This window comes from Streptomyces mashuensis (assembly GCF_014654785.1).
GTDB classification, from domain to species: domain Bacteria; phylum Actinomycetota; class Actinomycetes; order Streptomycetales; family Streptomycetaceae; genus Streptomyces; species Streptomyces mashuensis.
In genome coordinates, this window is record NZ_BNBD01000003.1 from 113404 (window position 1) to 133515 (window position 20112).

The 20112-nt window shown below is 68.9% G+C and carries 23 protein-coding genes; 12 read left to right on the forward strand and 11 right to left on the reverse strand.

The genetic code is table 11. From position 1 onward, the window contains the following. Positions 1-5: 5 nt before the first annotated feature. From IE305_RS09805 to IE305_RS09865, 12 genes are all read left to right on the forward strand, one after another. Positions 6-5837, forward strand: a complete 5832-nt coding sequence (locus IE305_RS09805) for a transglycosylase SLT domain-containing protein (RefSeq protein ID WP_190129113.1) — start codon at positions 6-8, stop codon at positions 5835-5837. A gap of 90 nt (positions 5838-5927) precedes the next feature. Then, positions 5928-6848, forward strand: coding sequence for a phage tail domain-containing protein (locus IE305_RS09810; protein WP_190129114.1), 921 nt, complete (start codon positions 5928-5930; stop codon positions 6846-6848). 61 nt (positions 6849-6909) lie between these two features. Next, complete coding sequence (locus IE305_RS32925) at positions 6910-8337, forward strand: siphovirus ReqiPepy6 Gp37-like family protein (protein WP_229890824.1); 1428 nt, start codon at positions 6910-6912, stop codon at positions 8335-8337. Further along, entirely contained in the window at positions 8338-9408 is a 1071-nt protein-coding gene (locus tag IE305_RS09825; RefSeq protein WP_190129115.1) for a hypothetical protein, read from the forward strand. It begins immediately after the preceding gene. Positions 9409-9430: 22 nt separating this feature from the next. Further along, positions 9431-10192, forward strand: coding sequence for a hypothetical protein (locus IE305_RS09830; RefSeq protein ID WP_190129116.1), 762 nt, complete (start codon positions 9431-9433; stop codon positions 10190-10192). Positions 10193-10205: 13 nt separating this feature from the next. Further along, positions 10206-11018 (forward strand): hypothetical protein, encoded by an 813-nt coding sequence (locus tag IE305_RS09835; protein WP_190129117.1) that lies wholly within the window; start codon positions 10206-10208, stop codon positions 11016-11018. 52 nt (positions 11019-11070) lie between these two features. Next, positions 11071-11601: a hypothetical protein gene (locus IE305_RS09840; RefSeq protein ID WP_190129118.1), complete on the forward strand. Its 531-nt coding sequence runs from the start codon at positions 11071-11073 to the stop codon at positions 11599-11601. A gap of 50 nt (positions 11602-11651) precedes the next feature. Then, positions 11652-12239, forward strand: coding sequence for a hypothetical protein (locus IE305_RS09845; protein ID WP_190129119.1), 588 nt, complete (start codon positions 11652-11654; stop codon positions 12237-12239). Between the two features lie 53 nt (positions 12240-12292). Continuing rightward, entirely contained in the window at positions 12293-12850 is a 558-nt protein-coding gene (locus tag IE305_RS09850) for a hypothetical protein (protein ID WP_190129120.1), read from the forward strand. A gap of 2 nt (positions 12851-12852) precedes the next feature. Further along, complete coding sequence (locus tag IE305_RS09855; protein ID WP_229890781.1) at positions 12853-13116, forward strand: hypothetical protein; 264 nt, start codon at positions 12853-12855, stop codon at positions 13114-13116. Positions 13117-13183: 67 nt separating this feature from the next. Continuing rightward, a complete protein-coding gene (locus tag IE305_RS09860; RefSeq protein ID WP_190129121.1) occupies positions 13184-14425 on the forward strand; it encodes a LysM peptidoglycan-binding domain-containing protein in 1242 nt (413 codons plus the stop codon). Further along, a complete protein-coding gene (locus tag IE305_RS09865; RefSeq protein WP_190129122.1) occupies positions 14415-14675 on the forward strand; it encodes a hypothetical protein in 261 nt (86 codons plus the stop codon). Before IE305_RS09860 ends, IE305_RS09865 begins: the two co-directional genes overlap by 11 nt. A 207-nt stretch (positions 14676-14882) precedes the next feature. Here IE305_RS09865 and IE305_RS09870 read toward each other — a convergent pair whose 3' ends face one another. The 11 genes from IE305_RS09870 to IE305_RS09920 form a co-directional block, all read right to left on the reverse strand. Beyond that, entirely contained in the window at positions 14883-15605 is a 723-nt protein-coding gene (locus IE305_RS09870) for a hypothetical protein (protein ID WP_190129123.1), read from the reverse strand. Between the two features lie 50 nt (positions 15606-15655). Next, positions 15656-17002, reverse strand: coding sequence for a DUF3987 domain-containing protein (locus IE305_RS09875; protein ID WP_190129124.1), 1347 nt, complete (start codon positions 17000-17002; stop codon positions 15656-15658). Positions 17003-17096: 94 nt separating this feature from the next. Beyond that, complete coding sequence (locus IE305_RS09880; protein ID WP_190129125.1) at positions 17097-17351, reverse strand: hypothetical protein; 255 nt, start codon at positions 17349-17351, stop codon at positions 17097-17099. Continuing rightward, on the reverse strand, positions 17348-17590 hold the full coding sequence (locus tag IE305_RS09885; protein ID WP_190129126.1) for a hypothetical protein: 243 nt from the start codon (positions 17588-17590) through the stop codon (positions 17348-17350). Before IE305_RS09885 ends, IE305_RS09880 begins: the two co-directional genes overlap by 4 nt. A 13-nt stretch (positions 17591-17603) precedes the next feature. Then, positions 17604-17813, reverse strand: coding sequence for a hypothetical protein (locus IE305_RS09890; RefSeq protein ID WP_190129127.1), 210 nt, complete (start codon positions 17811-17813; stop codon positions 17604-17606). Next, positions 17810-18022 (reverse strand): hypothetical protein, encoded by a 213-nt coding sequence (locus IE305_RS09895; RefSeq protein ID WP_190129128.1) that lies wholly within the window; start codon positions 18020-18022, stop codon positions 17810-17812. The genes IE305_RS09890 and IE305_RS09895 overlap by 4 nt, the downstream gene beginning before the upstream one ends. Before the next feature lie 72 nt (positions 18023-18094). Beyond that, on the reverse strand, positions 18095-18301 hold the full coding sequence (locus tag IE305_RS09900) for a hypothetical protein (protein ID WP_190129129.1): 207 nt from the start codon (positions 18299-18301) through the stop codon (positions 18095-18097). A 74-nt stretch (positions 18302-18375) separates the two neighbouring features. Beyond that, positions 18376-18765 (reverse strand): hypothetical protein, encoded by a 390-nt coding sequence (locus IE305_RS09905; protein WP_190129130.1) that lies wholly within the window; start codon positions 18763-18765, stop codon positions 18376-18378. Beyond that, a complete protein-coding gene (locus IE305_RS09910; RefSeq protein ID WP_190129131.1) occupies positions 18762-19247 on the reverse strand; it encodes a hypothetical protein in 486 nt (161 codons plus the stop codon). The genes IE305_RS09905 and IE305_RS09910 overlap by 4 nt, the downstream gene beginning before the upstream one ends. A gap of 84 nt (positions 19248-19331) precedes the next feature. Continuing rightward, a complete protein-coding gene (locus IE305_RS09915; protein WP_190129132.1) occupies positions 19332-19844 on the reverse strand; it encodes an antirestriction protein ArdA in 513 nt (170 codons plus the stop codon). Next, positions 19841-20110, reverse strand: a complete 270-nt coding sequence (locus IE305_RS09920; RefSeq protein WP_190129133.1) for a hypothetical protein — start codon at positions 20108-20110, stop codon at positions 19841-19843. Before IE305_RS09920 ends, IE305_RS09915 begins: the two co-directional genes overlap by 4 nt. Between the last annotated feature and the right edge of the window lie 2 nt (positions 20111-20112).

Below are 20112 nucleotides of genomic sequence, written 5' to 3' on the forward strand. Positions count from 1 at the left end.
GCCCTGTGGCTGTCGATAGGGCCCCGATCAGGGTGGGTTCCGGTTACATCGAAATCCTGCCGCTGATCAACCACGGCGCGGTCTCCCGGATGCGCACGGACCTCACGCGGCAGCTGTCTCAGCTCGGCCAGCAGGCCACCGCGACCGTCTCGCGGACAGCGAAGCGGGCTCGGCAGGCCACCGAGAAGGAAGCGGTCGACTCCCGGGCAAAGCTGCGGCAGTTGGAGAGGCACCTGACGAAGGTGCACGGCGAGGAAGCCGGTCGGCAGCTCAGGATGTTCCGCAACCTGCACAAACAGCGGGAGGAGCTGGAGGAGGGCACCAGCCGCGCGACCCGGCGGGCCATCAACGACGTCGTCCGCGTCGACCGCCAGGCGGTACAGGAGCGCATGCGCGCCGCGCAGCAGCAGGCCCGGGAACAGGCCGTTGCCGAGCGGCAGGCGACGGCCGAGACCCGTCGCCGCGTCGCCGCTGAAAAGGCGGAGGAACGCGCCTTGGCCGCCGAGGTGCGGCAGGTCAAGAGGGAGGTTGCCCAGGCGGCTCGGCAGTCCGCCGCTGAGCAGCGGCAGGCGGAGCGCGAGCTGGCTGCTGCCGCACGACAGCGCGCTGCCGAGGAGCGGCTTGCGATCCAGCGCCGTAAGGCCGGCCTCCGGGAGGAGCTGCGGCAGCTGGCCCTCGTACGACGCGAGTACGCGGACGTCATCGCCAGCAACCAGGCCCAGATGCGGGCCTTCGTGCGGCAGTCCGGCGCGAGCACGAAGACCGCCGGCCAGCACTGGAAAACGCTGAGCCAGAACACCGAAACGTTCGGCACCAACGTCGAGCAGATCGGTCGGACGCTCACACAGAACCTGGTCATGCCCCTGGCCGCCGCGGCCGGCTATCTGACGAAGATCGGCAGCCAGAGCGCCGACATGCAATTCCTTTCCTCCCGGGGACTGGAACGCGCAGGCTTCGATAACAAGGAAGTCGCCACCTCGCTCAAGTCCATCCAGGACTTCGCGGTGCGAACCCCTTTCTCGTTGGAAGACATGACGGATAAGTTCCAGCAGCTTACGCGGAACTTCCAGTCTTACGGCAATACCGCTTCAGACTCCCTGAAGAAGTCCGAGAAACTGATCCGGGCCATCGCCGATTTCGCGGCGTCGTACGGCGTCATGGACCCCGAGCGCGTCAAGAGCGCCATGTATTCGGCGGACATGATGATGGACATGTCGAAGCTGAACACGCGCTCCCTGAAGCAGTTCAGCCGCGGCACCGGCATCCCCATCAACGAACTCGCAAAAATGGCCGGCTTCAAGGTCGAGTCGAGTGACGATGAGGACACCGAGGCAAAGGAGTTCCTGGCCAAAGTCCAGGAACGCGGTGCGGGCATCTCATCGAAGAAGTTCTTCGAGAACTTCCTCGACGCCTACGACACGCGCAAGGGAGTTCAGGGTACCGCCGAGAAGCTGGGCACTGGCTCCATCGGTGGCCACCTGCAATCCGTCAAGGAACAGGCTCAGCTCAACCTCGGCAAGCTCTTCGGCGACTTCGACCCGAAAACCGGCCGGTTCGAGTGGACCGAGCTGGGCGAGAGCGTCCACAAGCTCATCGACCGCGTGGACGGGATGCTGTCCGACGAAGGCTTCCAGGAGATGTCCGGCGGGCTGATCCGGAACTTCGTCAAGTCCCTCCACTACCTCCTCAGCGGGGTTGAGTGGACGGCCGAGTTTCTGGACGAGAACCCGGAACTCAAGGGCCTGATCGTCAAGGTGGCCAAGGTCGCCGCCGTGCTGGGCCCCTTCTCGATCGCCATCGGCATCGCGACCAAGACCATCGGCAAGGTCGGCAAGTCCTTCTCGCCGCTGTTCAAGGTGATCGGCGGCCTGGCCAAGGGCGCCCGGGGCGCTACCCGGACGACGAACCAGCTCCTCGCGGGTGTACGCGCCGGCCGCGGCAACTTCCGGACCACCTACCGTGAGCGCCGGGCCGACTACCACGACGGCGACGACCGGTCCCTGGCTCGTCGCGGTCTCGACCGGACCCGCGGCCAGGACAGCCGTGTCCAGGCACTGCGGCTCAACACCGAACAGGCCGAGCAGGCACTACGCGAGGTCGATCGGAAGATCGAAACGGTCAAGGCGGCCGTCCGGGCGCTGAACGACCTGCGACTCGCCAACCTCGCGGCCGAGCTGGGCGGCGAGTTCGGCACCTCGGTGAAGGGCGGAGCACGCGACGCCAACCAGAAAATCGAGGCAACGCAGCGCAGCGTCCAGCAGCTGAACCAGTCCGGTCTCGGCGAGCTCGTCGGAAAGTTCCAGGCCCTGTCCGCGCGGGCGGATGAGTCCGAGCGGCAGGTGCGCCAGGTGCACACCGCGGTGCGGGAGCTCAACTCGGGCAAGTTGGGCCTGGTCCGGCAGCAGTTCGAGTACCTGAAGGACAAGGCGGACACCACCTACCGGCACGCCGGAAAGGTCTCCTCCGAGGTCAAGGAGATCAACGGCCGGAGCCTCGGAGCGATCAGGGAGCGGTTCGCCGGCTCGCTGAGCCCGGCCGTCAAGGGCTCCTACGGCCAGGCCAAGAGCCTGAACGACAAGATCAAGGAGATCAACGCACGCGGGCTCGGCCAGGTCACGTCCCGCGTGCGCACGCTCGCCGACGCCCTGGAGAAGGCGGAGAAGAAGGCCAGCGATCTCCACAAGCGGATCAGGGACGTCAACGAGGCCAACGGTGGCGGCCCCGGTGGCAGCTCGGGTCACGGCGGCAAGGGCGGGAAGGGGAAGCCTCCCCGCAAGCACGCTGCCGGCGGCGTCCTGCCGGGTTACGCGCCCGGGGTCGACAACATTCCGGCCCTGCTCTCCCCCGGCGAGGCGATCCTCCGTCCCGAGGTGGCGCACCATCTGGGCGCCGACCGGATCAACGCGTGGAACGCCGCCGCGGTCAGGGGGCGCCTCTCTCGGCATGCCAAGGGCACGGCGGGCAAGGGCACCTCGAAGGGCGGCCGGTGGCCGCTGAGCATCCTCGACGATCTGTGGTCGAGCATCGATATGTCGCCCGCCCTCGGGGCCTTCAACGGGGGTCTGGGGATGGCGCGGGCCGGCGCCGAAGTCGGCGGCGGCACCGGCCGGAACCTACGCTCGTGGGGCGCCCAGCAGGGCGGCGACGCGGCGGGCAGATCCGCGGTGAACCGGTTCGACAACATGCGCACGTTCGCCGTCGACCGCGTACCGGACCTGCTCCGGGCCGCGCCCACGGGCATCGGCAACATCATCGGCCTGGTGGCAGGCGCCGTCGCGCCGACCGCCGGTGATCTTTTCTGGCGCGACGTCTGGAAGGGGTCGGGAAACCTCTTCCAGCGCGGCCAGAAGTTCACGGACGACCTGCTCGACCCGTCCTCGGTCTGGTCGATGATCAAGGACCTCTTCGGCGGGTTCGTCGAGACAGCCAAGGAGATCGGCTCCCTTGCGAAGGACATCGTCACCGACGGTCCCGGCAAGGTCCTCGGCGAGGGCATCGATGCCCTGAAGGCGCTGTTCACCGACATGATCCGCGGCTTCCAGGACTCTTTCCAGGACGTCCGGGACATCATGTCGAACCCCGACGCGTTCGCCGCTGAGGTCTTCGCGTCCTTCTGGGAGCGGGCGCGGGAGGCGGCCCCGAACCGGGAGGGTCTGTTCGACTTCGCGGACGGCGGCATCGTGCCGGGCTACAGTCCCGGCCGGGACGTCGTCCACGCGCGTCTGAGCCCCGGAGAGGCGGTGCTGCGCCCGGAGGCCGTGCGGGCACTCGGCCACCGGGCGGTGCAGGGTCTCAATCGCGGGGCGAAGCACGGCAGCCTGAGCAAGGGCTCCGACGGGGACCAGGCCCAGGACCTCACGCCGGTTCCGGACGCGGAAGCCGTCGAGGCCGCTGTCCAGCGGATCCGCGCCGCCCTGGAGGCGATGACCAAGGCCGTCGCCGACCACCAGTCGGCGGCCGGTTCCTCCTGGAGTGCGGTCTCCTCCTCTGTCCGGTCGGCGGTCGACGGGGAGATCCGCCCGGCGCAGCAGCGGTGGGCACAGCACCTCACCGGCCCGCTCAGTACGGCGGAGCGAAGCTGGCAGAGCACCCACGACGGGGTCTGGTCGGCCGTGCAGTCCCGCGTCGCCTCGGCGACCGGGAGCTCCTTGGGGCAGTTCGCCCGGCTCCAAGCCGGGCTGGGCAACCTGCGCGGGATCTTCGAGACATCCTCGTCGGCCATCCGCAGCTCCTGGTCGTCGGCGATGTCAGTGGTGGACTCCTCCACCAGGTCCACGATCCAGGGACCGTACAACTCCGGCATGGTGCCGATGCTCGGCGGCATGGCCAAGCTCGCAGGGACCGCCGCGCCTCTCAGCGCCGTGCACTACGCGACCGGTGGCGTGGTCCCCGGGTACGCCCCGGGCGTTGACCGGGTGCCGGCCGTGCTGAGCCCTGGCGAAGGCATCCTCCGTCCGGAGGTCGTACGCGCCCTCGGCGCGGAGACGATCCACCAGTGGAACGCCGCTGCCCGCGCGGGCAGAAACGTTTTCGCAAACGGCGGCATCGTCAACGGCGGCACATGGGTGCAGCGGCACCAGGACGAGCCGTACAGCGGCTACGAGGAAGCCGTCGGCAAGGGCTGGTTCGAGGTGATCGAGCCGGAGCTGAAGCGCATCGCCGACGCGTTCGCGCCCGTCGGCCGGCTGTCGGCCGACGACTTCCGCAAGGCGCAGCCGTGGGCGAAGGCGTGGGGCAAGTGGGCTGATGACCGTGCTGCTGCCGGTGGCGGGCAGGTCGTCAAGGTCGCCCTCCAGGAGGCCCGGCAGGGCGACATGTCAGGGCGGAAGTACACCGCCGGCGAGGTCGAGTCCTGGTGTGCCGACTTCGTCTCGTGGGCGGTCGATCACGCGGCGGCAACCGCTTCCTACGGCGGTTCCCCGACCGGCACGCCGGGCTCCCGGTGGCCCGCCGTCGCCACCTGGGTCGACCACATGCCCTCGGTGCCGGTCTCGCAGGCCAGGGCCGGCGACCTCATGGTCTACCGCGGCTTCGGCCCCGGCTCCTGGGGCCACATCAACATCGCGACCCGTCGTGAGGGTTCCCAGCTGGAGACGGTGGGCGGCAACGAGTCCGGGGCCATCCGTCGGCAGCTCGGCTACGGCAACCGCGCCGACGCCGCCCTTCGTCCGCGGGGCGGCGCCCCGGGTACCGGCACGGGTCCGGTGCTCAACCCCTGGCCGGGCTCGCTCGCTCGGATCACCGAGGGCATGGGCGAGTACGCCGGCGGTGGCGGCGCCGTGGCCCGTTGGCGGCCCCTGGTCGAGAGCGTCATCCAGGAGCTGAACGGCAAGGGCGGCATCTCGCTGTCCGACGTGCCGCTCGTCCTGCATCGGATCGACGTGGAGTCCGGGGGCGACCCGAACGCGGTCAATAACTGGGACTCGAACGCCGCTTCCGGCGACCCGTCCAAGGGCTTGCTCCAGGTCATCAAGAGCACCTTCGACGCCTACGCCGGACCCTATCGGGACCGGGGACAGCTCGACCCGAGGGCATCGGTCTACGCGGGCCTCTCCTACGCGATCGACCGCTACGGCGCAGGTTGGCGCCGTGCTCTGGCCGGTACCAGCGGCTACTGGACCGGCACCCGGTCCGCCGCCTCCGGCCTCGCGCTGGTCGGCGAACGCGGCCCGGAGCTGATCGACTTCCGCGGCGGCGAGCGCGTCTACAACGACCGCGACACGCGGGACCTCCTCGCTCCTCGCTACGAGATCCACATCCATGAGGCGCGGTCGGAGGACACCACACAAGCGGTGCTCCGCGCGATGCGCTACGCGGAAGCCATGTCCGCACACTAACCGAAAGTAGGTGATCTCCTGCCGATTCCGGCAAGTTGGGACTTCAAGACGGAGCAGCCCCCGCTGCTGCCGCCGAGTCCACCCCAGCCCATGAGCTGGGGGCACACCTACGTTTCGATCACGGGCGGGGCTGGTGAGGGGGAGATCCCCCTCACCGGCTTCTCCGGACGCCACTGGCCGGGCATCTTCATGCAGGCCGGCGCCACGGGGCTCGACATGCCCGCCTACGAGGTGAACTACGACACCAGCCCCAACCTGGACGGCTCCACCTTCCGGTCCGCCCGGGCCGCCGCCCGGGAGATCATGATCCCCGTCTTCCTCTACGGCATCGACCGGTACACCGTCCGGCAGCTGAAGCGGAAGCTGATCCGCACCCTCAACCCGGACAACGGGCCTTGCACCCTGCGCGTCCAGGAGTCCGGCCAGCCGCCCCGGTACCTGACCTGCTACTACAAGGGCGGCCTGGAGGGCAACGAGGGCGAGAACAACGCAGGCTTCCGGTGGGCGAGTTACGGCATCCAGCTCACCGCCCCGGACCCCTATTACTACGGCGACGACTTCCACGTGGCACGGTGGGCCTTCGGCGGCGGCCAGCCGCTCCTCGGCGACCCCGGGCCTCTCTTCCCGCTGAAGCTCAGCGCGGGCGTCGTCTCCGACTCGGCGCTCCCGGTGCTCAACCCGGGCGATGCCCGAGCGTGGCCGGTGTGGGAGATCAAGGGCCCCGTGCGCTCCTTCACGTTGTCGCACGGCGACCGGTCGTTCGGCATCACCGGGCCCGGACCCGGCTCCGGCGAAGTCGTTCCCGGCGGCCGGACGCTACGCATCGACACCCGGCCGGGCGTGAAGACCGTCCGAGACGACCTCGGCCGCAATCTGTGGCCGGCACTCGACCCGAACCCCGATCTGTGGGCGCTGCCCTCCGGCTCGTCGCGCATCGGCGTGCAGCTGGTGCCCGGCAGCGGCTCCGCCGCGCTGACGATGACCATCAAGCCCCGCTACGAAAGTTACTGACCTTGGCGTACCGCGTATTCGTCCGTGACCGGAACCTGAACCTCGTCGGCGAGCTCGACTCCTGGATGAAGCTGGATTTACTGTCCGCTTCTGCCAGCAGGGTTCCTGGCAGCTCCTCGTAAAGGCCGGCACGGAGCAGGCGGATCTGCTGCAACGCGGCGGCGGGATCGCCGTCTACCAGGACGGTGTCGCCGCTCCCGTTTTCACGGGCCAAATCGAAAGTTTCCAGAGATACTGGACCAACGCCCAGCACACCGGACCGGGCAGCATGTACGTCGGGGGCAAGTGCGACAACAAGATCGCCTATGGCTACCTCGCCTTCCCCGGCGTCACGGGATCCGGCACCGACCGGATGAGCCCGCTCCCGGTGTCGGAGCAGTGGAGGGGCCAGGACTCCCGGCCCGCGGGCGGCCCGGCCGGCCAGGCCCTGTGGGTCGAGTGCGACATGGCCGTCGGCAACCGGGCCCTGCCGGACCGACGGGTCGAAGGTGTCGACGTCGGCTCGAACCCGAAGATCGGCGGCGACGTCGGCGGCACGCTCCGGTACGACACTCTGGGCACGACGTTCGAGAAGTGGTGCCAGGACAAGAACGTCGGCTACCGGTTCCTGTGGAACCCCGCCCGTAAGAAGATCGAGCTGACCGTCTTCGAGCCCCGGGACCTCTCCCGGCACATCCGCTTCTCCAAGGAGCTGGGCAACCTCCGCGAGGTCGTCTGGACCCTGACCGCCCCGCGCGTCACCCGCGCCATCGTCGCCTGCCAGGGGCAGGGGGCGGAACGTTACCTCTACCAGCAGGTCGACAGCGAAGGTGAGCAGCAGTGGGGCCTGGTCGCCGAGCAGTTCGTCGACCGGCGCGACATCCCGCTGAAGACCAACGCCCAGGGCGAGCCCGAACTCGTGCTGCGCAAGAACTCCGACGGCTCTGAGGAGATGGGCACCGGACCGGACGGCGCGGAGTGGACGCCGGCCCTCGCGGCGGCCAAGAAGGCCGTGGCGGACGCGCAGAAGCAGGCAGCCGACGCGGACGCCGCCGCCGAGAAAGCGAAGACGGACGCCGAAAAGCTCAAGGCCGCGCAGCTCAAAGCAGCCGCGACGGCGGCCGTCACCGCCGCCGCGGTGAACCTGATGAACGCCACGACCGACGCCAAGAAGGTCATGCTCACGCACTTCGTGAAGACCGTGAAGGATGCCGCGGCTGCCGCCCTCAAGGAGGGCGAGAAGGCCGGCAACTTCCAGATCTACCCGATCGACACCGAGCAGATCCGCTTCGGCGTCGACTACTTCGTGGGCGACAAGATCACCGTCATGGTCGACGGCCAGGAATACAGCGACATCGTCCGCGAGGTCACCATCACCGTCGAGGACGGCGGCCGGACCCAGTCCGTTACCCCCAAGGTCGGCCAACAAGGCATGGGCGACCCGCTGAACCTGTACCGAACCGTGTTCGAAATGCGGGAAAAGCTACGCAAACTCGAATCAAGGATGTAATTGGCAGAGATCAGCTTCCCCTTCAACAAGGACAACGACGCGGGCGGCCGGCAAGCCGTCGGCCAGGGCGACTGGCAGGCGATGTCGCAGCTGTGGGCGGGCGACCGCGTCGCGGCCAAGCTCACCAGCAGCTCCTACACCGGCGCGGCACTCCCCTTCGCCATCAAGGTCATCGGCGACCGCACCGTGGAGATCTCGCCCGGCGAGGCGTGGGTGGGCGGCTTCTTCTACCGGCTGGACGCCCCGATCAGCTTCGACATCGGCCCCAACTTTGACCCGGCCAAGGACCGCAGGGACACCATCGTGCTGCGGGCCGACATCCCCCGCGGCTCGGTCAACATGGCCGTCGTACAGGGCCAGCCCTCGGCGAACCCGATCGCGGTGCAGCCCAAGCGGAAGCCGGGCCAGGAGTGGGAGTTGGTCATCCACGAGCTGAAGGTCCCCCGCGCCAACGGGCGCGTCGAGCCCTTCAACCGGGCCCCCTTCGACCTGCCGGCCCCCGTGGCCTTCCCCTGGAACGCGGGCGACTCGGCGAACTTCGTCCCGGTCGGCACGTTCGTGTACGACCTCGACAGCGACGGGCGCCACGGCCAGCAGGAGCTGTTCCGGGGCCGCGACGGCTTGGTGCCGTCGATGACGCTCGGCAAGTCCTTCACCTACACCCCTCAGCTCATCAACGCCGCCAGCGACCCCAAGGGACTTGTGTGCCGTGGGCGGTGGCGCTGGATCGCCCCGAACCTTGCCTGGTTCTCGGTGGACTTCCGCAACGACAGCAGCGCCGCGATCCGCGCCAAGCAGGACGCCCTGTCCTTCCAGCTCCCCGTCCCGCTCAACGGGAGCACCGGCCAGAGCTTCGCAGGCTACCTGCTCAACATCGAGGAGCGGTCGGGGCTTCCCAACATGGCCGCGCTCACGGGGATGGCGTGGGCCGGCCAGCGCGGCCAGACGGTGCGCATTCTCAGCCAGTCCGCCAACAGTCTGATGGACGGGCTCGACTACCTCCTCGTCTTCCCGCCCCGTGCATCCATCGTGTTCTCCGGCGTGTTTGAGGCCAACCAGTTCAACGAGTAAGGAGGCTCCGGTGGAGCGCAACATGTTCGGAGGATCGGCCTCCGACGTCGCCGAAGACGTTGACGGCCGTCGCGTCTCCGGCGCGCCGGTCACGATCTGGGACGGCCCGTCCGAGACAGCGGCCCGCGTCCTGGACGTCCTGGACGCTGACGGCGCCGTGCTCGACAGCGGCACGGTCGTCGCCGACCAGTACGGTTACCTGCCCGCCTTCTTCGGACCACCTGGGGTCGAGCGGCTGTGGGCTGACTCCGGCGTCCGCCGGGTCGAGCTGATCCCGGTCAACCTCGGCCTGCGGCTCAAGCGCCACACCGAGCTGGACCCCGACCCCCACCGGTCCCGGGAGTACACCGACAACAAGTTCGCGCAGACGGTCAGGCTCGACGGCCCGAACCAGGCCGCGACCGCGGTGAAGGAGCCGTGGGTGGCGGTCGAGGCAGCCGACGGCTCCGGCGACGTTCTTCGCGTCACGCGGGCCGGCGCCCTCGGCACCAACCTCAAGGCCAACGGGACGCTGTACCTCAACCCGTTCACCGACAACACACCGCTGGTCATCAATACGACGCCGCTCGGCGACGGCAGACCGGCCGTCTCGGTCTCCAGCAATGGGCCGGGCACGGATGCTGCTTTCCGGGTCTACAAGACCGGCCTCGTTCGGGCGGCCGGGGCGATCGAGGCCGGCGGCGCGGTCAGCGCGCCGAACATCGGCAGCGCGCGCGTGTTCAGCGGGCCGACGCCTCCGGCGGCCCCCCAGCCCGGAGACGTGTGGGTGCAGTATGGCGCGTAGCTACAACCCGGTCATGACCTGGAACGGCAAGGGCTGGGTCGAGGTCACAAAGAAGGTCTGGAACGGTACGGCCTGGGTGGAGAAGCCGACCGTGCGGTACTGGGACGGGCAGGAGTGGATGACCCGCCCCCCGGAGGCACGGGAGTTCGCCACGTACGCCGGCAGCACCTCGAGCTCCGTGACGGCCAAGCGGTACGCCACGCTGCGGGTACCGCCCGGCACGCGGGTCAACGACTACATCGTCAGCATCTGCGCGAGCATGAGCGGCCTGCCGCGGCTCTTGTCCCCTGCCGGCCGCATGCCGCAGGTGCTCGGCAGCAACCAGGATGAGATTTCCCTCGCCGTCGCCTGCTGGCCGTACACCGGCGCCGACGACCAGGTCTTGTGGGACCTCGGCGCCTCCCCCCAGGCCACGCTGATCAACCTTGCCTACCGTAACGGCGACATCGCCCAGCAGTCCCTTACCCCGGTGAGCGACATGCAGGTATACAAAGCGGTGGACAAAGTGCCGCTCATGGCCAGCCGCGACTTCATGAGCGTGTTCGTGGCCTTGACGGTCTCCCGGCAGGTCACCAGCTACCAGTGGCCCGAAGGGCTGATCCCCCGGGAATCCGCGCTGGGTCGCTTCGGCTCGTACGAGATCAGCGTCCTGACCGCCGAGACGCCCGGCGCCGGCGCGTCGGCAGGAACCCTCGACCTCAACACGGCGGTGGACACCGCTGCCCTCTACCTCGTGACCATCCCCGGCCGCTCGGACGGGAAACCGACCTGGATCCTGGGCGACGACCGCGCGTCGCTGCTCGGCACCAGCACCTACCTGGGGTGATGCACCGATCGACATCAAGACTTGGGCCCAGGGCCCGGTATCGGCCGAGGACATGAACGTCCACATCCGTGACGTGCTCGGCCTCCTCATGGCCCCGCCCGGCTGCCGCAGGGCAGGCAAGATGTCCGGCAGCAAGGACGCCGGAACCTGGGCCGTGCTCACCCTGGAACCCGCCGGGCAGGGCGCCGGCCGCGGGCACTCCTACGACAGCACCGGCACGGCGATGTCCGACTCCGCCATCCGTATCACCGCTCCCCGCGACGGTCTCTACGAGGTCAACGCGGGTGCGGTCATCGGCTCGTACCAGACCGACGGCAAGATCGGCTACGCCCGCGTCGCCGTCGCCAAGGGGCAGACGGAAGGGTCGCAGTTCGAGGCCAACGCGTTCGTGAAGTTCGGGTGCCACCGCATCCGTAACTCGCACCGCTCCGGCACCGGCACGGCGACGATCCCCCTGCGGGCCGGCGAGTGGATCGCCATGGCCGGCTACGCCGAAGGCGGGGCCTGGATGTTCTCCGACGACAAGGAGAACGCCGGTGCCGCCACGTACCTCGAAATGCGATGGGTGGGTGATCTTCCCTGATCCCAACGACTCCGACCTGGGCTCGCCGCGAGGTCGTCACCGCGGACTTGATGAACGCCCGCATCCGCGACCTGCACCGGTTCCTGTACCGGCCGCCGTCCTGCTGGGTGACCTCGCGGCAGCGGGGCACGCACAAGGACGGCTCGGTGAACTGGGCGCCGGCCGACGCCCTCGACCCTGGCAAGCTCACGGGGTGGACCACGTTCTCCTGGTACCCGCCCGGCCAGGGCCTCCAGCCCGACTCCGAGTTCGACACGGCGAAGCTGGCACTGCCCGAAGCGACCGCCGGAGGAACTCCGTACGCGCTGCGCCTGACCGCCCCGGAGGACGGCCGGTACAGCGTCGCCTTCGGCGGCGTCATCGACACCCCCGGGGCGACACCGCTGAACATGCACGTCAAGCTCGGCAAGAACATCACGGCCGACTCTATGTGGACCGACGACTCCCACGTGATCGCGTCGTCCTCGCCGGGACGCTCCAACGGCAGCCGGGGATACGGCTCCCTCACCGCGACGGTCCGCCTGAAGAAGGGCGAGTCCGTGAGCGCGGCCGGCATCGCGGACCAGCCATTCCTCCTCGGCAACAAGTCCCTGCCGGGCAGGTCGTTCTTCTCCGTGCGATGGGTGGGAAGGTACTGATGAAACCGCCAGTGATCGAACCCTGGGCACCGCGCGAACTCGCGGACCCGGGCATGCTGAACCGTCGGGTCAAGGACGTCCACACCCATCTGCTGCGCCCTCCCGCGGTGCGGGTCATCGGCGTGGAGTGGCTGGCCCGCAAGGGCGGCTACACCCATCTCCCCTGCTACGCCGTGGGGGCGCAGCCGGTGGGGATCGCGTACGAGACCCGCCCCGGGATGGCGCCGACGAACTCTGCGGGCAACGTCGTCGGCCTCACGGCGCCGGTCGACGGGCGGTACCGGTACACGATCGGCGGCAACGTCTCTCCCGGGCTCCAGTCCTCGGGTGCCGACCAGGTCCACATGATGTGGCTCGACGTCGCCGTGCTGCCGGCCCCCGACTTCAACACCGCCTCGGTGGGCAACAACGCCCTCGCCACGGGCTCGCTCTCGTCCTGGACGTCGTACAGCAACTGCGGCACGTTCACCGTCGAAGTGCCGATGCGCGCCGGGAACTTCATCAGCTGCGTCGCCCGAACCCCCGACCTCGCCGGCATCGGCTGGGCCGACGCCCGCTTCCACACCTCTACCTGCTTCCAAGAGCTTCGTTGGATAGGTGAGCTCCCCTGAACATGTCCGTGATCCTGAGCCTCTTCGGGATCGCCAGCACCATCATCGGCGGCTACGTCGTCGTGCGCGCCGCCAAGGAAGTCCGCACGGCCGAGGTCTGGAAGTCGGAGGCCGAAGCCCAGAAGGCAAGGGCGGACCGGCTCCAGGACGATCTCACGGAGATCAAGATGCGGCTGGCCCGTATCGAGGCCGAGAACTCCAGGCTCGTTGAGCTGCTGACCGCGCTCGACCCGGCCCGCGTCGCGGCCCTCCTCGGCCCCCGCTGAATGAATTAATCCGTTCGTGCGGCCCGCTTCGGCGGGCCCTTTTTCATGCCCTCGCGAAGGAGAGCCCTTGGCTTCAACCGCAGCGTCCATGGTCAACCTGGCACTGACCCAGGTCGGCTACAAGGAAGGCGCCAACAACTACAACAAGTACGCCGAGCAGACCCCCGGGCTCCAGGTCGACTGGGCCGTCTACGGCCCCTGGTGCCAGAGCTTCATCAGCTGGCTCGCCTGGAAGACCGGCAACCGCGACGTCATCCCCACCACTGCCTCCTGCTCGGTGTGCACCGACTACTACAAGCAGCGCGGGGCCTTCACCCGCACGCCCCGCGTCGGCTCGCTGGCCATGTTCGGCTCGGACGGCGGCGTTCACGTGGAGCTGGTGATCGGTGTCTTCAACGGCGGCCGGGACATCGAGGTCGTCGGTGGCAACACCAAGGACTATCCGGCACCGAACGGCGACGGCGTCTACCGCAAGACCTACCGCGACTGGGCCTCGACGACCCGCATCCACGGTTTCGGCCACCCCGCCTACTCCGGGGCCGGCGTCGTCACCGACAAGGGCGGCTCCCCGGGCCGGTACAAGATCAAGGCCGGTCAGACGCTGAGCGGCATCGCCGCCGCCCTGGGCGTCACCCTCGCCTCGCTGCTCGCTGCGAACCCTCAGATCTCCAGCCCCGACGATGTCCATGAAGACCAGGAGATCAACGTTCCGGCGAAGCCCGCCGAGAAGCCGAAGCCCCCGGCCAAGGGCCGGGAGAAGCCGTCCACCACACCGGCGCCGCCTCCGGACTCCGGTTCGGCGACGGGCGAGTACACCGTGCGGTCCGGCGACTCGCTCAGCGGGATCGCCCGCGCGCACGCCATGTCGCTCGCCCGGCTCCTGTCTCTCAACCCGAGCATCACCGACCCCGACGTCATCACGGCCGGCCAGGTCCTGAAGGTGACCGGCTCACCGCGGCCGGAGCCGCCACCCCTGATGGGCGAAGGCTCGAAGAGCCCGGTGACCAAGCCCGCGCCGAAGCCGGACGCCTCGAAGCCGGCCAGCCCTGACTGGAGCGACCGGTTCGACCGAATCGACCGGGAGCTGAAGGAGGTCAAGGACGAGCTGGGCCGGATCAAGGACCGGATCAAGGACAAGCCGGCGCCGAAGCAGCCGGAGCCGCATAAGCCCGCCGATCTCCCGTTGCCGCCGAAGCCGTCGCATCCGGGGCCCATCCCTCCGGTCACCCCCGAGGTGTCGAAGCCGACCGACATCCCCGTCGTCCCCCAGCAGGTCATCCCCACCCCGGAGGTCAAGAGTGCTGCGTAATCACCCTGTACGGATCACGTCGTACGTAGGCGCGCTCGTCCCGCTGCTCGTCGCCCGGTGGCCGGGCGTGGACTGGTACACCCTCGCGGGCCTGGTCCTCACGGTCCTCGGTGCCGGCGAAGCCGCACAGCGGTTCGAGGACGCCAAGACCACCGCCGCCCAGAACACGCCGTCCCCCTGGGACGAGGCCACCGAGCGGCAGCGACTGCTCACCCTGAAGGAAGGCCCGTCGGCCGCCGGAACGCCGTAATCGCCCACACACGCCATGCCCCTCCTCTCCCCGCGCGGGTGAGGAGGGGCGCTTCTTTGCGTTATGGCACCAGGGCGCCATGTCAACCGGTCTTCCAGATCCCGTCGCGCCACTTGATCACAAGGTCCCAGTAGCGGCCCCGCACGAAGTGGTGGGGCCGCCGCCGAGGCATCGAGAGCGGGGTAGCCAGTGCCTGTTCGCTGACGGTCACGCGGCGGGGCGGAACTGCCCGTCCGTTGTCAGCCATCCGATCACCCGGCCCGAGGTCAGGTGCAGAACCGCCCGGCCGAGCTCGGTGTGCTCCTCGGCCGACAACCACCCTTCGTAGAGCACCCCGCGCCGGGCCTGGGCCGGCGGCACCGGCGGCGCTTCCTCAACGGGCACCTCGTGTTCGTCGGCCGCGGGTTCACCGTCGCCGGTCTCGTCCTCCGGTGCAGGGGCCCACCAGATCGCGGTCTGCCACGCGACGGTCAGCAGCACCTCGTCCGTGGCGACGTCACGGATCTCGTACCGGCCGTTGTCCACGTGCCGGATCCTGGCCAGCGCGGGCTTGGCGGGCTCTGTTGACCGCTTGCCGCCCTTGCCGCCGAACCTCACCACGACACCCTCGTCGGCGGTGCGCATGCCGGGGACCTTGCTCAGCGGGCCGTTGGTCCAGTCGTTCGACGTCGGCTTCCGCGTCGGCTCCACGAACCCGAAGTCCGGGAACAGGGTGGTCCAGGTGGAGCGCTGGGACGGGTCGGTGCCGGCGAGACCGATGCACAGCCGCACGGCGTCTTCCTTCCTCCCGCCGAACTGCGCCTTGACCTTCTGCGGCGGGGCCAGCAACGTACCCGTGCGGGTGACCTCGTGGCCCCGGGTGTCGGTGCCCCGCGCGGTCACGTAGTCCCCTGCGGTGATCTTCATCAGGGCGGCATCCAGCGTCGTCATGTTCTGTCCGTTCTCGTACTGTTCGGCGTGCCTGCGTGCGGTGTGGCCGCTCATACCAGCTCAAGCTGCGGCTGCTCGGCGGCGACGGCGGCCGTCTTCCGGCGGGCGGGGGCCTTGCGCTTCGGCCGGGCGGGTATGACCTGGAGCGCGGGCTTGCGGTCCTCCGGCTGCTGGTCGGCGGGGTTGGTCTCCGCCTCCTGGTCGACGAGCTCGTAGTAGATCGTCGGGGCCCCGCGGCCGGGGGTGGTCTTCTCGCTCCAGGTCTTCACCTGGTCCATGCCTTCGACGGCGGCCTTCAGGCCAGCCGCGTTGGCGCGGGTGCCCAGCACCCGCAGGATCTGGGTGGAGGTGGCCCGGCCGCCGAAGCGGGTGAGGGCGTCGATGATGCTCTCCTCCAGCGTCTTGCCGATTCTCGTGCCGGCGGAGGCTGTGGCCGCGTCGCGGACCAGCTTCTCGGCGGAGGCCATGCTGTACTGCACGAAGGCCCATGCGGCCTCCAGCGCGCGCTTGCTCACCCGCGTCTTCATCTCCGCGGCCGTCAGGACGGAGGCGACCCGGACGACCTGCTCCTCGGAGCGCTCCAGGTAGCACGAGATGCTTTCGGGCAGGGTGATCAACCGCTCCTCGATCTCGTCCCGCAGCTGGTCGAAGCGGTCCTCAGCGGCCTTGGTCAGCTCCATGACCCGCTGCTCCGCGCAGGCCCACCGGTACGCCTCCGCGAGCTTCTGGCTCGCGGGAGCGGTGGTGTTGGCCGAGTACGACAGCCGCTTGCTGCGCTCGACGGTCACCGGCAGGATCCGGTTGAACGAGCCGCCCAGGGCCTCGGAGGCGGAGACGTACTTCGCCCACTCCCCGGGAGTGATGTGCGCGTGCAGGCCCAGCAGCGGCCGGCTGACCTCCTGCGTGCCGTCCTTGGTCTTGTTGCTGATCGGCTTGCCGTCCCACGCGGTGCGAAGGAGCGGCGAGAAGGTGGCGCACTTCTTGGCCCTCTTGAGGACCGTCGCCCACTCCTCCTCGACAATCAGCGCCCGGCCGTCGATCCCGCCTTCCGTGCCCAGCGTCTCCATCTCCAGCGTGAAGAGCAGGTCCACCAGGGCCGGTCCGCTGGCGATGCCGGACACCGTCCGGGCGCTGACGTAGCGGCTGATGCCGCCGTTCAGGATCTGCCTGCTGGTGCCATAGGCGTAGCCCTTGCGGCCGATCGCGGACCGGCCGGCGAGCACGGTCCACAGCACGACGGGCCGCCCCTTGTCCGTGGTGACGGTGCGGCTGATGGCCGAGGAGAACTGGGCGAGGAGGGCGGCGTACACGCCGATCGGGTCGGCCTCCGTATACGGCATCGCCGCTTCGACGGCTTCCCCGAGGGGGCCGTAGTTCATCGTCTTGAATGCGCTCATTCTTCTGCTTTCCACGTGCGCCCATGCGAAAGGGGCCCGGGTCGTGACCTGGGCCCCTTTTGGGCGCCGCTATGTGTTGTCGGCTACTACGAGTTCAGAGAACCGGCTCGGGCGTTCGCTCGGCATTTCGGTGCTGGCTGCGGACGGCCCCGTATTCGAATACGGCCTCACGCACCAGCCGCTTCAGGACGGCTTCGGGGTCGGCGTACTTGCCCGCGGCTTCCCCGCACGCCGTGAAGGCGCCGTCGAGAGCCCGCATCCGGTCAGTGGCCCGCAGGAGCTGTGCTGCTTCTCGCGCCAGCTCACGGACCAGGTCGCTGTCCTCCACGTAGCGCTTCATCAGGCTCACCGGCGCTCCTTCGCGGGCTCGACCTCGGCCAGCCGGCACGTCCGGTACTCAACAGGCACGATCACGCGACCGTCGATGATGCTGACCAGCGCCTCGGTCTTGACCGTCACGCCTATGAGCGTGGTCCGGTTCATGGGTGCCCCACTGTGGATGCCCCCCACGACCCAGCCCTCGACCTTGCGGCCTTCCCACGTCCGGCCCTTGACGTACAGGCCGTGCCGGTACTGCTTCGGTGTCACTGCTCGGTTCTCCTCAGCGGTTGCGGCGCCGCACCGGACGCCAGGTCGTGCCGGGTTGGGCTTCTTCAGGGTGCGCGTGGGCGTCGCAGCGCGGCCAGGAGCAGAAGCGCTTGTCGCCGTAGTGCTCCCAGTCCTCCCACCAGGTGGCGGCCTCGTCGCACAAATGGCACTTGACGTCGCCGTTCGGCAGACGCGCGGGCTTGTAAACGTGTCGGGTTCTCATGCGTGATCGACCACCGTTGCGCAGAATTGGCAGTAAAGCGGATAGCTTCGTTCTTCTTGGTTCGACCACGGGAAGCAGAGGGTCGGCCCGTAGATGTCCTTCGCGAACTCTTCCCAGTGGAAATTTCCGCAGGGCTGGCAGGCGTATTTCGTTCCGAGGAAGCTGCTGGGCCAGCGCCAGTAGGCGTTATCGTCGGCTTTCTCAGTCACAAGGTGCCTTTCGTGAGTGACCGGCAAAGCCGGCCGCGCGACGGGCGGCCGACCAAGCCGGGCACTCGCGGGTCAGCGCGTGCTGCCGACGGGCGTGGGGGCGTCGACCTGTTCGACAGGGCCGTCGAGGTCGATACCGAGACGCTGGAAGGCATCGCAGACGAAGTCCACGACGTCGGCGCCGTTCCAGCCGCCGTCACCCTCCTCAACGGACTTGCAGCTCCGGAAGAGATCGGCGAGGACGCGGCCCTCGTGGGTGGTGGGGTCGAAGCTGATCAAAATGTGCACCTTTCGTCGGCGGGCAGCAAAAAAGCCCCAGGCCGGGACGGCTGAGGCATGCGGGCGGTCGGGGGTTACACCGCTGTGATGACAGCCGGCTTGGCGGAGCCGGGCACCGCCGGGGGTGACAGCGGCCGTCCCCGCGGGGGCTCGAAGACGTCGGGGCGGACCTCGATGAAGCCGCCGGGACGGCAGTCCAGCCGGATAGGCGGACCATCTTCCGCCCACACAGCCTCCCAGCCCTCAGCCGGCCGCCCCTGGGCGTCGGCGGGCACGCGCATCGCCCAGGTGGTGATCTCCTCCGCGAAGTGCGCCCGCCAACCGGCGAAGACAGGGAAGAGGTCTGCGAAGTCGTCCACCACCACGCAGGCTCGCGCGTCGAGCGGAGACGGGTCCTCGGCGAAGGTCGGCTGGTCCGGCCGAGTCCTCTCCCCGAGCGCCATGATCCACACGTGACGGTTCACCGCTGGTCCTGCTTCCCGGAGGGAACCTCGAAGGGCTCTGCCTCCAGGAACGCCATGTGCACAGGCTTGATGTGCCGCCGGAGATCGCGGCGTTCGGGACGGTTCAGGGGTCGGCCGTTGGGGTGGCGGGCGAGCGAGACCGCGCGATCGATCAGGAGGTGGGGGGATCGCCTGCGGACGTGCGTAGCGCATGTTTCGCACGCCGCCCAGTCGTCGCCGTAGTCCCTGATCTGGCCGTCCTCCTCGATCGCGACGAGGGCTTTCGTGGTGCGGAAGGTGCTGGTGCCGCCGGGCTGCAAGCACAGGTCACAGAGGTGGATGACGCGCTCGTCGACGTCGACCGGTTCTGGCTCGTGGTCCCATTCGCCTTCGGCACGAGCGGGGTGCTCGTAGATCGGAGGAACGATCGGTGCCCACAGCGGGGTATGGGCGTCGAGCGGAGTGAAGCAGACCGCGCACATGCGGGGCCGGGGAACGAACATGGATGTCCTTCTTCGTGCGTTCGACTGTCGTCTGACCAGCCGTCGCCGCCCTCGGTCAGGTTGGCCGAGGGCGGCGACGGTAAGTCAGGCGTTGCTCAGGACGGCCACGCCCCCGGAGGTGGGGACGGTGACGTACTCCCCGGCCACCTCCCAGTCGTGGGCCATGGCCTTGGCGATCGTCCAGCGGTAGTCCTGGTACGCCCTTGGGAGATCTCCGAGGTCGTCGATCAATTCCAAGGCGTAGTCGGCAAGGGAGTCGTGCACCCCGCAGAACCGGTCGTCGATCTCCTCGGCGATGTCCTCGGGCTCCAGGCCCTCGGCACGCAGGTAGCCCACGACTTGCGGCGGATGTTGGGTGACCAGGTGCGCGAGCACGGCCACGGTCTCCAGCGAGTCGTACTCGTCGATGTGGACCCCGCCGAAACCCTCGTAGTCGTGGATCGCCCACTCCTCGGCGTAGGGATCCGACGACGCGGCCAACATCGCGGTGACGCCCTTGCCGATGTCGTCAGCGCTCCGGTCGGCGGCGAGCCACGCACCGTGGTACCGCCCGGCCACATAGTCCGCCAGGCTGGCGACGTAGACCCGGGGACTCATACCTCGGACACCCCGACCAGGTCGTAGAGGAACGGGTTGTAGTCGTCGTGGTAGTCCTTGCGGTAGATCTTCGGCGGGTTGGTGACTCCGTTCTCCTCCGCGATGTGGTTGAGGGTCAGGGCGGGGAACTCGCGGTACAGGCGCTCACGCCAGGCCCCCAACACAATGTCCACAAAGGGCCGTTCCTCGTCGCCCCGCCAGATGCGGACCCTCGTGCGGCTGCGGTTCTCTTCCCACTGTCCGGCGCGGATGATGAACTCTGCCATGT